This window comes from Mesorhizobium sp. M1217 (genome assembly GCF_040318275.1).
In the GTDB taxonomy this organism is placed as follows: Bacteria; Pseudomonadota; Alphaproteobacteria; order Rhizobiales; family Rhizobiaceae; genus Mesorhizobium.
In genome coordinates, this window is the sequence record NZ_JAMYMA010000005.1 from 65,196 (window position 1) to 77,215 (window position 12,020).

Annotated in this window: 10 protein-coding genes; 4 read left to right on the top strand and 6 right to left on the bottom strand. The window is 64.5% G+C overall.

The window, feature by feature from the left end; translation table 11 throughout:
* Nucleotides 1–136 precede the first annotated feature (136 nt).
* From NKH37_RS09890 to NKH37_RS09900, 3 genes are read left to right on the top strand one after another with little or no spacing between them, the layout of a single operon-like run.
* A complete protein-coding gene (locus NKH37_RS09890) occupies nucleotides 137–1,720 on the top strand; it encodes a sugar ABC transporter ATP-binding protein (RefSeq protein WP_353005795.1) in 1,584 nt (527 codons plus the stop codon).
* A complete protein-coding gene (locus tag NKH37_RS09895; protein WP_023718176.1) occupies nucleotides 1,717–3,030 on the top strand; it encodes an ABC transporter permease in 1,314 nt (437 codons plus the stop codon). The genes NKH37_RS09890 and NKH37_RS09895 overlap by 4 nt, the downstream gene beginning before the upstream one ends.
* A complete protein-coding gene (locus NKH37_RS09900; RefSeq protein ID WP_023718175.1) occupies nucleotides 3,027–3,992 on the top strand; it encodes a substrate-binding domain-containing protein in 966 nt (321 codons plus the stop codon). Before NKH37_RS09895 ends, NKH37_RS09900 begins: the two co-directional genes overlap by 4 nt.
* 69 nt (nucleotides 3,993–4,061) lie before the next feature.
* On the opposite strand, the gene NKH37_RS09905 is transcribed toward NKH37_RS09900, so the two are convergent.
* From NKH37_RS09905 to NKH37_RS09930, 6 genes are read right to left on the bottom strand one after another with little or no spacing between them, the layout of a single operon-like run.
* Nucleotides 4,062–4,523: a MarR family winged helix-turn-helix transcriptional regulator gene (locus NKH37_RS09905; protein WP_023718174.1), complete on the bottom strand. Its 462-nt coding sequence runs from the start codon at nucleotides 4,521–4,523 to the stop codon at nucleotides 4,062–4,064.
* Nucleotides 4,520–5,104 carry an amino acid synthesis family protein gene (locus tag NKH37_RS09910; RefSeq protein WP_023718173.1) on the bottom strand — a complete coding sequence of 195 codons (585 nt, stop codon included), beginning with the start codon at nucleotides 5,102–5,104 and terminating at the stop codon, nucleotides 4,520–4,522. Before NKH37_RS09910 ends, NKH37_RS09905 begins: the two co-directional genes overlap by 4 nt.
* A complete protein-coding gene (locus tag NKH37_RS09915; protein ID WP_352548076.1) occupies nucleotides 5,097–5,972 on the bottom strand; it encodes a UPF0280 family protein in 876 nt (291 codons plus the stop codon). Before NKH37_RS09915 ends, NKH37_RS09910 begins: the two co-directional genes overlap by 8 nt.
* On the bottom strand, nucleotides 5,972–7,513 hold the full coding sequence (locus NKH37_RS09920) for a 6-hydroxynicotinate reductase (protein WP_352484339.1): 1,542 nt from the start codon (nucleotides 7,511–7,513) through the stop codon (nucleotides 5,972–5,974). The genes NKH37_RS09915 and NKH37_RS09920 overlap by 1 nt, the downstream gene beginning before the upstream one ends.
* Nucleotides 7,510–10,263, bottom strand: coding sequence for a molybdopterin-dependent oxidoreductase (locus NKH37_RS09925; RefSeq protein ID WP_352548074.1), 2,754 nt, complete (start codon nucleotides 10,261–10,263; stop codon nucleotides 7,510–7,512). The genes NKH37_RS09920 and NKH37_RS09925 overlap by 4 nt, the downstream gene beginning before the upstream one ends.
* Nucleotides 10,263–11,123 (bottom strand): FAD binding domain-containing protein, encoded by an 861-nt coding sequence (locus tag NKH37_RS09930; RefSeq protein ID WP_352548072.1) that lies wholly within the window; start codon nucleotides 11,121–11,123, stop codon nucleotides 10,263–10,265. Before NKH37_RS09930 ends, NKH37_RS09925 begins: the two co-directional genes overlap by 1 nt.
* A gap of 272 nt (nucleotides 11,124–11,395) precedes the next feature.
* Between NKH37_RS09930 and pncA the strand changes: the two genes are divergently transcribed.
* Nucleotides 11,396–11,995, top strand: a complete 600-nt coding sequence (gene pncA / locus NKH37_RS09935) for a bifunctional nicotinamidase/pyrazinamidase (protein WP_023718168.1) — start codon at nucleotides 11,396–11,398, stop codon at nucleotides 11,993–11,995.
* Nucleotides 11,996–12,020 lie beyond the last annotated feature (25 nt).

Here is a 12,020-nt window from a genome sequence, read left to right on the forward strand (position 1 = left end):
ACGTACGGAAACTTATGGTTTTGCGCAAGAATTGAAATGGAACAATCTTAGACACCAGATATTGGCTTGACATGATCGAAACGTTTAGATTAGCGTTTGAGGCGTTCGGTGACGACGGAGGGAGGCCGTCCTTGTCATGCAGCACGGCAATTCCATCCCTGCGGAAGGCGTTATGGCGGACGGCTCGGCTATCGTGCTGAGCGCCGAGCACATCTCCAAGTCCTTCGGCGGCATCGCCGCGCTTGTCGATGTCGGCTTCGAACTGCGGCGCGGCGAGGTCTATGCGCTGATGGGCGAGAACGGCGCCGGCAAGTCGACGCTGATGAAGATACTATCCGGCGTCTATACGGACTATAACGGAACGGTCAGTATCGATGGCCATCCGGTGCGCTTTGCCGGCGTCCGCGAAGCCGAGCGCGCCGGCATCGCCATCATCCACCAGGAGCTGAACCTCGTTCCCGAACTCAGCGTCGCGGACAATATCTTTCTCGGCCGCGAGAAGCTGATCGCCGGGCTGATTGTCGACCGCAAGGCGAGCAGCCGCGCTGCCGGCGCGCTCTTGCAAAGGCTCGGCATCGAGCTCGACCCGGATGCGCGCGTCGGTGCCTTGCGCGTCGGCGAACAGCAGCTGGTCGAGATCGCCAAGGCGCTGTCTATGTCGGCGCGCATTCTGATCATGGACGAGCCGACCTCGGCGCTGTCGCCAGCCGAATGCCAGCGGCTGTTCCGCATCATCCGCCAGCTCGCCGATAGCGGCGTGGCGATCGTCTACATTTCGCACCGCATCGACGAGGTCATGCATCTGGCCAGCCGGGTCACCGTGTTTCGCGATGGACGCCACGTCCTGACACAGGCGATGGACAAGCTCGACGAAGACGCCATAATTTCGGCGATGGTCGGGCGAAACCTGCTTGCTTGCTCCCAGGAGCACCGCATCCCCGGTGGCAACACCATCCTTTCCGTAAGCGAGCTGTCGCTATCGAAGCCCAATCGCCATGGCTGGCGCACCGTGCTCGACGGCGTCAGCTTCGATCTTGCCGCAGGAGAAATCCTCGGTATCGGCGGACTGCTGGGCTCGGGCCGTACCGAAATCCTGGAAACGATCTTCGGGTCCAGCGGAGGACGTGCTGGCGGTGAGATCAGGCTCGATGGCGAGGCAGTAGAAATCCGTTCGCCGCGCGATGCGCGCCGGCTCGGCATCGCCCTGGTCACAGAAGACCGCAAGACGCAAGGCCTGCATCTCGAGGCCTCGATCACAGACAACGTCGCGCTGCCGCTGGTCGGTTCGCTGGCGCGGTTCGGCCTGCGCTCGCTGGCCGGCGAGCAAGGGTTGGCACGGGACGCCGTCAAGGCGCTCGGCATTCGCTGCGAGACCGTCGAGCAGCCGGCCGGCACGCTGTCCGGCGGCAACCAGCAGAAGGTCGTCATCGGCAAATGGCTGGCGACGAGGCCACGGGTGCTGCTGCTCGACGAGCCGACGCGCGGCATCGATGTCGGCGCCAAGCGGGAAATTTACGATCTCATCTTCAAGCTGGCGCGAGACGGGCTGGCGATCGCCGTCATCAGCTCGGAATTGCCGGAGCTGCTGCATCTTTCCGACCGTATCCTGGTCATGGTGGATGGCCGCCAGACGGGAATCCTGTCCCGCGCGCAAGCCAGCGAGGAGGCCATCATGCGGCTTGCAGCGCCGCGACGGACCATGACGAGGCCTGCTGCATGAGCATTTTGCATATCCTGTCCCGGACGAAGCTCTATTGGGGCCTGATCGCAATCTTCCTGATCGGCGTGCTTGGCTCGCCGATCAGCTCCAAGGGCAACAACATCTTCCTGTCCTACGGCAACCTGCTCGATGTGCTGCGCCAGGTGTCGACCACGGGGCTGATTGCCACTGGCATGACGGCGGTAATCATCACTGGCGGTATCGACCTTTCCGTCGGCTCGCTGATGGCGATCTGCACGGTAGTCTGTGCCATGCTGCTGACGGTCCCCGGCGTGACGCCGGCGGTGGTGCTGGGGGTGCCGACAGTTGCTGTGGCAGCCCTTTGCCTCGGCATTCTCGTCACCCGTTTCATCCTGCTGAACATCGAAAAATCCCGCGCCGGCGCGCAGGCCACGCACGACATCAGGTTGGATAGCGTTCGTGGGCTGGTTACCCCCGGCATTGTCGGGGTGATCCTGTGCAGTCTGGTGCTGTGGTTCCTGCTGCCGCAGGTAGGCTCAAAATTCGGCGTGCTCGGCGTGCTGCTGGTGGCGCCTTGCGTCGGCCTGCTGTTCGGCGCGCTCAACGGCTTCATCATCGTCGCCGGACGGCTGCAGCCCTTCATCGTGACGCTGGCGATGATGGTCACTGCGCTCGGCATCGCCCGGCTGACAGCCGGCCAAAACAATGCGGTGCTGCCGGTCTACACCGGCTCGAATGCCACCGCCGATTTCGAAATGCTGCGCTCGCTGGTGTTCGGCGTGATTCCGATGCCGGGCCTGTTCTTCCTCGGCGCGATCCTGATCTACGGCGCCGTGCTGCGCTTCACGCCGTTTGGCCGCTATGTCTATGCCATCGGCGGCAATGAGGAAGCGGCCCGGCTGTCCGGCATCGCCGCCGGCCGCGTCAAGATCGCCACCTACGCGGTTTCGGGGCTGCTGGCCGGCATCGCGGCGGTGCTCTATGTCGCGCAATACCGGCAAGGGAAGCCGGACGCCGGCGCCGGGCTGGAACTCGACGCGATCGCCGCCGTGGTCATCGGCGGCACCAGCCTGATGGGCGGACGCGGCAGCCTCACCGGGACGTTCTGCGGCGTGCTGATCTTCGGGCTGCTCTCCAACATCCTGCAGCTGCACAACATCAATTCGAACCTTCAGCTGGTGCTGAAGGGGATGATCATCATCGGTACCGTGCTCGTACAGGAGCGCAATGCCGGCGATCTTCTCTTCTATCTGCGATTGCCCGGTGGGCAAGCGCACAAGGAAACGGCCGCGGCAAAGCGGCCGTCGCAAGAGACCGCGTCTCTGAATATTGGAGGAAACAAGAAATGAAACGACGTGAATTGTTGAAGCTTGCCGCGCTGACAGCGGCACTCCTGACCACGACCGCGATGCTTGCCAGCGGTGCCCACGCGCAGGACAAGAAATGGAAAATCGGCTTCTCGCAGGTTACGACCATCGAACCCTGGCGTGCCCAGTTCAACAAGGACATCCTGGCCGAAGCGGCCAAGCATCCGGAAGTCGAGCTGATCGTAACCGACGGCGAGGACAAGACCGAGAAGCAGGTCGCCGATGTCGAAAACCTGATCCGTCAGGAGGTCGATGCGCTCTTGGTGTCGCCGAAAGAGTCCGCCGGCCTGACCGGCGTCGTGCAGCAGGCGATCGATGCCAAGATCCCGGTCTTCGTGCTCGACCGCAACGTCGAAACCAACGACTACACGCAGTTCGTCGGCGGCGACAACAAGCTGATCGGCCGGGCTGCCGGTGAATATGCCGTCGAGCTGCTTGGCGGCAAGGGCAAGGCCGCCGGCAACGTCGTCGAAATCTGGGGCGGCATGGGCACCCAGCCGGCGCATGACCGCCATGACGGCTTCCATGAATTCACCGACAAGGAGCCGGGTATCAAGAACCTGCTCGACCAGCAGTCGGGCGACTGGAAGCAGGACCAGGCCTACAACATCATGGCCACGGCGCTGCGCAACAACGAAAAGATCGATCTCGTCTACGGCCACAATGATCCAATGGCCTATGGCGCCTATCTTGCCGCCAAGGACGCCGGACGTGAGAAGGACATCAAGTTCATCGGCATCGACGGCCTGCCCAATGAAGGCGTGCAACTCGTCGCCAATGGCGAGCTGACGGCGACGTTCACTTATGTGACGCCGGGCGCCGAAGGGCTGCGGCAGGCGATCAAGTTCCTGAACGGCGAGAAGGTGGAAAAGACCATCATCCTGCCGACGCAGAAGATCACCAAGGAAAATGCTGCCCAGATCCTGAAGGACAACGGCCTCTGAGACGAGGCTTTCCTGCCGGGCGTTCAGCGCCCGGCAGGAGTAACAACTAAACGCTCGGCGGGTGGCAGCTCAAGCCAGCTTGGCCAGCAGCTTCATGAAAATGGCCGCCTCCTTGGCGGAAAGCGGCGCCAGCGTTTCCTGCGTAATCTCGCGGGCAAGCGGAATCAGCCTCTCGATCGCGTCGCGCCCCTCGGCCGTCAGATTGACCAGCAGGCGCCGTTTGTCGACTTCGTGTTTGCTAAGTTCGACAAAGCCTCGCGCTTTCAGCCGGTCGATGACACCTTTCACCGTCGCCGCATCCATGGCGATCAGGCTGCCAAGCTGGTTCTGCGAGGTCTCGCCGACGTCGCGCAATTTGGCCAGGGCGGCAAATTGCGGCGGCGTCAGATCGGCGATGTGTGCGGCGAAGATCGAGACATGGCGCTGGTGCGCCTTGCGCAGGATAAAGCCGACCTGCTCCTGCAAGCGATAGTCGTTTTCGTCAGGCTCCTCGGCCTCGACCAGCTTGAGCAGATTGTCTTCGGCGCTCACCTCAGCCCATCCCATGCCTTGATGTCCTTGGCAGCCAGCCCGCCCATGCGGTCATGCACGCGCGGGCCGCAGGTCATTGCGAGGCAAAACAGGATCTCGTCGGGACGCGGGCCATCGCTGATGCCGATTTCCATGGCATCGAAATGGCTGCGCACATAGGCCGCGTTGATGTGGCCGAGCGGCACATCGAGCCGCGCGCCGAAGCCGCCGACCTTCTTCGACGACGGCACGATCGACTTGGCGTCGCCAAGCCGTTCGCGCATGGCATAGCCGCCCGGCACATGCCACAGCGCGCCATGCTCCAGCTCGCCCGCCGCGCCGACGATGGCACCCTTGCCGTAACCGTCGATCTGTTTCACGTCGCCGCCCAATGCGGCAATGAGCCTGTCGGAGAGCAGCAGCCCGAGCGGCTTCAAATCCTCCATCGCGCTCTGCAGTTCCTCGACGTAACGGCCGGCGAACGGGTTCTTCACCACAGCCATGGCCGCGGCGCGGCGCCGCGGCACCTTCGCCACCGGCCCGCCTTCGTGAAAAATCTCTTCGGTCAGCACGGCGATCTTGCGGATCGGAAACTCAGGCATGAGCAATTTCCCTCTCTAAAACTTTGTTGGCGAGCGCCATCGGACCTGCGATGCGCACCTGACCGCCGAGGAAAAGCGCCGCGGCGGCAATCAGGCCGCGCCGCCGAAACTCCTCGGCAACGGCAAATCCGCTTTCCAGCGCAATAGCGATTTCAGCGGCGGAAAGCGGCCCCACGCCCTGCGTCACCAAACGGTCGCCGAGATCGCTGTCCGGTGCGAGATCGTGCGCCCGTATGCGCCTAACGGCCGGATGACCGGGCACGTCGACGGCGTTGGCGATCAAGGTCGCGGCGGCATCGGCTTCAGCACCCGTCCGCGCCAGCACCGTGACCGCGTCGGCGATGCCGAGCGAAAACGAACGGCCGCGCCAGCCGCTTGTCGCGACACCGCGGATCCCGTCTTCGGCGCGGATCGTGAGACGGTCTGCCAGCCCGTGACCTGTCCCGGCAATGGCAAGCGTCATCGACTGGCCGTGGCCGAGATGGATCGCGCTGTCGCCGCCATTGTTGACATAGGCGCGCTCGAGCCGGCGGCCGGCAAGCAGAGCGCCAAGCACTTCGTCGGCTACCGAGCCGGCGACGGCCGCCATCGGCGTGATGAATTGTTTCGCTAGCGGAACGACCGCCGCTTCCATGCGACGTGCCGTCGGGCCGACAAACATGCGAGGACGCAGCGGCGCCTGGCGACGCAGTTCGGGCAACTCTTCGACCAGTTCGGGCAGGATTGTCTGGAAGCGCGTTGCCGCCTGATGATAGGCGGCGCGGCATTCGCTCGCCTCGCCGAAGGCCTCGACGATCAGATCGATCGGCCCATGATTGAGGTGAAGCCTTCGGCCGTCCTCGAGCCAATGCGCCTGCGGGCCGTTCATCACCCTGCCCCATTTGTCGTCGCGCGCCGCAGCTGCACCAGCGGCGGCCAGGGATTGTCGCGAGGTGCGGCCTTGCCGCGGCGCGGGTTGAGATACTCGCCGCCCTTGGCCAGGATATCGTCGACGCTGCGGATTTCGGCTTCATAGCCGCCGAGCCTGACATAATCGTCGCGGCGCATGGTGAATTCGATGGGCGCCACCAGCGCCGGCGTCGGGACATAGCCGAAGGCGCCTTCCGGCACGCGGATGACGTCGACCATCAGCGTGATGCCGCCGCCCGGCCAGACATAGACCGGCGCGCCGCCGACCGTCACATAGGTCTTGAGGCCCTGCACCGAGCGGGTCAGATTGACCGGGTTCTCGGTGACGCCGGCGCGCAGCGAGCCGCCGGCGCCGCCGACGAAAAGCACGGTGCAGAGCGCCGGCTCGCAATTGTCCTCGATCAGTTCAACCGACTTCCGCAGCCGCTCCGGGAACGGTTTCTGCACCGGCTTCAATTCGTCGTCGAGCTCGTAATAGGCGAATTGCTCACCGGTGGTCGAGACCATCAGCAGCGACATGCCGGGGCGCGCACCCTTTTTGGCGCTCCATTCACCAAGGATCGACAGCGGGTCGGAGATATTGGTGCCGCCCCAGCCGAGGCCGGGCTCCGACACCTTGAAATAGCGGCCCGGCGTCGAACGGCGGCCGATGATCTTGATGCCGGTATCCTGCCAGCCAAGCACCTTGCCCGCCTGATGCTCGGAGACGACGCCGGTGATGTGGTCGTCGACCACCACCACCTCGTCGACAAGGCCGCGCCACTGGGTGGCGAACATGCCTATGGTGGCCGAACCGCAGCCGACGCGCATGCGCTGCTCAAGTTTGCCGTCGATGACAGGCGGTTTGCCGGCTTCGACGATGACGGTGGCGCCGCCGTCGATGACGAGCTCGACCGGCTTGCGGTTGCACAGCCTGAGCATGGCATCACAGGTGGCGCGCCCTTCAGCCTTTGAGCCGCCGGTCAAATGATGCACGCCGCCCAGCGACAGCATCTGCGAGCCGTATTCGCCGGTGGTGACATGGCCGATCGCCTCGCCTTCGGCACGGACCGTTGCCGTTTCGGGGCCGATATGACGGTCGGTGTCGATCTTCACCTTGACGCCGCAATAGGAGAAGATGCCCTCGGTGACGACGGTGACCAGATCGACGCCCTCGACCTCCTGGCTGACGATGAAGGGCGCCGGCTTGTAGTCGGGATAGGTGGTGCCGGCGCCGATCGCGGTGACGAAGCGGCGGCCGGTGTTGACCAGTTCGCCGTCCCAGCCCTTGCCTTCCTCGGCAAAGGGCACGACCGCGCCGCCTGTCTCGGCCGCGTGGTCGAGGATGGTCAGCGGATCCATCCGCACGATCCTGCCGCCAACATTGCCGTAGCGATCGCAGGCGCCGGTGCGGCCATCGGCGATGTAGCACATGACCGGACAGGCATCGCACCGGATCTTCTCCGCCACCAGCTTCTCGCCGGGATCGTGTGTCTCGAAGCGTTCGGCAAGCTCGCTCATCGGCGCGCCTCCTTGTCGAGGATGGCGGCGCGGATGCGGGTCGGAGTCGCCGGAATCTTGGTGACCACCACACCGGCGGCATGGCGTATGGCGTTGAGGATCGCCGGCGCCGTCGGGATCAGCACATGCTCGCCCAAACCCTTGGCGCCGAAGGGTCCTTCCGGATCCGGAACTTCTATCAAGATGGTCTCGATCGGCGGCACGTCGCCGATCGTCGGGATCAGATAGTCGTGCAGGTTTTCGGTGCGGCCGGGGATGTATTCTTCCATCAGCGCCATGCCGATGCCCTGGGCGATGCCACCCTCGATTTGGCCTTCGGCAAGCAAGGGATTGATGGCCTTGCCGACATCGTGCGCGGCGGTGATTTTTATCAGCTTCACGGTGCCGAGCCTGAGGTCGACCTCCAGTTCGGCGATCTGGGCGCCATAGCCATAGACGGCGTAAGGCTTGCCCTGACCTTTTGCATCGAGCGGCTGCGTCGGCGGGTCGTAGCTTTCCTCGGCCCGGAAGACGAATCCTTCGGCGTCTGCCTTCAGCGAGGAAAGATCGATGCGGCGCGTCGCTTCGCCTTCCCCGATGCTCAGACTTGTGCCGTCCAGCGCAATCGCCGCCTTTTCCGAGACATTGGCGAAACGCAAGATCTCATCGCGCAAGGCGCGGCCGGCCTTTTCGGCGGCCTTGCCGGTGACGAAGGTCTGGCGCGAGGCCGATGTCTTGCCGGCGTCGGGGGTGATCGCCGTGTCGGCGCCTTTCAGCCGGAGCTTTTCAAGCGGAAGCCCCAACGCGTCGGCGCAGATCTGCGCGATGACAGTGTTCGAACCTTGCCCGATATCGACCGCCCCCTGATGCAGGACGACTTCACCCGATACCGAGATGCCGACCTTGACGGTCGACGGATTGGGCAGCGAGGTGTTGCCGCAGCCGTACCAGCAAGAGGCCACGCCGACGCCGCGTTTTTTGATGCTGCTACCGGCATTGAACGCTTCGGCATCACGAAGGGCACGCCGCCAATGTGAGCGGAGGGCCTCCAGGCAGTCGGCGATGCCGACGCCTGACTCGAGCCGCTGCCCGGTAACTGTTTCGGATCCGTTCCGAAGGCAGTTCTTCAGGCGAAAGTCGAGCCGGTCCATGCCTAGCTTGTCGGCCAACTCGTCATAGAGGGTCTCCTGCATGATCGTCGCCTGCGGCACGCCGAAACCGCGAAAGGCGCCGGCAATCGGGCCATTGGTGTGGATGGCGCGGCCTTCGGCGCGATAGTTCGGCGTCGCATAGGGGCCGGAGGCGTGCACCGGCACGCGGTTGGCGACCGTCGGCCCCCAGCTGGCATAGGCGCCGGTGTTGAAATCGCCGGCGAAGACCATGCCGGTGACGCGGCCGTCGGCATCGGCGCCGATGCTCGCTCTCATCCGAGCGGGATGGCGCTTGGTGGTCGAGATCATCGATTCGGTGCGGGTATAGGCGAGTGCCGCCGACCGGCCGGTTTTCATGGCGACGAGGCCGATGAGCGGTTGCAGCGAGACATCGAGCTTGGAGCCGAAGCCGCCGCCGGTGGCGGTCGGCACGATGCGCACCTTTTCCGGGGCAAGGCCGAGCACTTTTGCCGTGTCGTCGCGGTCCATATAGGGGGCCTGCGTGCAGGCGACGACGACCAGCGTATCGCCGTCCATGAAGGCATAGCCGGCTTCCGGTTCGATATAGGCATGCTCGACATAGGAGGTGTCGATGGCGCCGGAAACGACGAAAGCCGCACCGGCAAGGGCGGCCTCGGGGTCGCCACGCTCGACGAAGCCGGAGGTGAGCAAGTTCGAGGGCCGGTTTTCATGGACCAGTGACGCACCGCCGGCCTGTGCTTCGCAAGGCTCCAGAAAATGCGGCAATTCGGTCCAACTGACAGGAAAATCGGCAAGGTCGAGATCGACGATGGCCTCGCGTTCGCCGGCAACCAGCGCCACCGCCTCGCCGCGAAAGCGCGAAAATGCTTCGGCCAGCGCCGGCTGGTCGGCGAAGGGCGCGATGACGCCGAAACAATTCTTTCCCGGAATGTCGGCGGCGGTAAAGACGCCGGCAATGCCGGGACGGGATTTCACCCAGCCATCGAGATCGCCGAAGCTGAAGGCCGCATGATAATGCGGCGAGCGGATCACCAGCACCGACAGTGCATCCATGGGAAAGGAATCGCCGCCGAATTTTTCGACGCCGGTGACTTTCGGCACGCCATCGAGGCGGATCGGAGAGGAGCCGACGGCATGGCCGGACAATGGCATGCGCGGATCGAGACCATCGGCGTGGCGCCAAGCATCCATCACCGCGGCGACGATCTTGCGGTAGCCGGTACAGCGGCAGAGCACGCCGCCCAGCGCATCCTGCGTTTCGGCCTCGCTCGGGTAAGGCGTCCTGTCCAGGAGTGCCGTTGCGGCGACCAGCAGGCCGGGCGTGCAGGCGCCGCATTGTGCTGCGCCATGGCTGAGAAACGAGGCCTGCAGCGCCGACAGCCTGCCATCGCCGAGACCTTCGACGGTCGTCACCACGGTGCCGGAGGCGGAAGCCGCCGGCATCAGGCAGGCGCAGACCGGCTCGCCGTCGACCAGCACCGTGCAGGCGCCGCAATCGCCGGCATCGCAGCCGATCTTGGTGCCGGTCAGCCGCAGCTCGTCGCGCAGCACCGCGGACAGCCGTCGCACCGGCGGTACGCAAACGCTGACGGCGGCGCCGTTGACCTCGAAGGCGATGTCGGCGCGCTCCATGCCCATCAGGCCGCCGCCCTTTCGCCGGGAATAGCGCCCATCGCACCAAGCACGGCGCGGACGACGATCTCGCGCGCCGCATCCAGCCGGTATTCGGCGCTGCCGCGCACGTCGCCGATCGGCGACAGCTCGTCCATTGGCGCGGATTGGATGGCAGTGGCCAGCGCGGGGCCGACCGGACGGCCGCGCAGCGCCGCCTCGACGCCCGCCAAGCGCCTGGCGACGACCGAGCAGGACCCGACGGCGACGACCGCGTTCCTGACGATGCCATCTTCGATGGCCAGGCGTGCGGCGGCCATGGCGATGGAGATGACGAGATAACGCCGTGCGCCAAGCTTCACGAAGGCGGAGCTGCCGGCGGTCGCGGGTTTGGGAATGCGGATTGCCGTGACCATTTCGCCGGGCTGCAGAGCGGTGCGACGGTTGCCGAGGATGAATTCTGCAAGGGGCAGATGCCGGGTCGCCACCGAGGAACGCAGTTCGACCTCGGCGTCGAGCACCAGCAGCGCCGGCACGCCGTCGGCGGCCGGCGAGGCATTGCAAAGATTGCCGGCAATCGAGGCAACGTTCTGGATCTGCACCGAGCCGACTTCCCGCGCCGCCTGCTTCAGCGCGTCGAAAGCCGCCGGCAGCGGATGGCGGACGAGATCGGTCCAGGTGGTGCGCGCGCCAACGAGCCAATGGTTCTCGGCTTCGGCAATGCCGCGCAATGCCGCCAAGCCATTGATGTCGAGGACATTGTCGCGGAAAGGCTTGCTGCCCTGTGCCGGATAGAAGTCGGTGCCGCCGGCGAGGATGCGCCATTGTCCTTCGCCCAGCAAAGCGAGGGCGTCGTCGACCGTGGTGGGTTTTGCGTAACGGATCACGCTTTGCCTTCCCAGAATGGACTTCCCGAGAGGGGATCCTGCCGAAAGATTTTCCCGAGCATGCAAGGCAGGAAATTCATTCGTATGCAAATGATATCAAGCCGGCAGGAATTGTCAAAGCCAGAGTTTGCACGGCTATGGGCACCGGTGCGCCCGGAACGCATTTGTTATGCCGTGAGAGGTTGACGCAGCCGGCCATCTGGTCAAGTTTCTGCGTCCGGTCGCGTTTTCATTGGAGCCTAAGCTCAAGACCAAGAAAATAAGGAGGCTCCATGGCCGACGAAGCGCTTGTCGTCATCGACCTGCAGAACGATTTCTGCCCGGGTGGCGCCCTGGAAGTGGCTGGCGGCGACGAAATCGTGCCGTTGGTCAACGACCTGATCCGGCGGACCGAGCACGTCCTGCTGACGCAGGACTGGCACCCTGCCGGCCATTCCAGCTTTGCCTCCAGCCACCCCGGCAAGCAACCGTTCGAAACGATCGATGTGCCTTATGGCCACCAGACGCTGTGGCCGGATCACTGCATCCAGGGCAGCTTGGGATCGGATTTCCATTCGGGCCTCGCCTGGAGCAAGGCCGAGCTGGTGATCCGCAAAGGGTTCCGTCCTGCGATCGACAGCTATTCGGCATTCTTCGAGAACGACCGGACGACGCCGACCGGCCTTGCCGGCTATCTTCGGGATCGGAACATCGAGACGCTGACCCTGGTCGGCCTAGCGACGGATTTCTGCGTCGCCTTTTCGGCGCTCGACGCGGTCAAGCTCGGTTTTGAGACGTCCGTGCGGCTCGACGCCTGCCGCGGCATCGATCTCAACGGCTCCGTGGAGAGGATGCTGGGCCGGATGCGCGATGCCGGCGTGGCACTGATTTGAACGTCATCCAGCCGAACCTGACAGA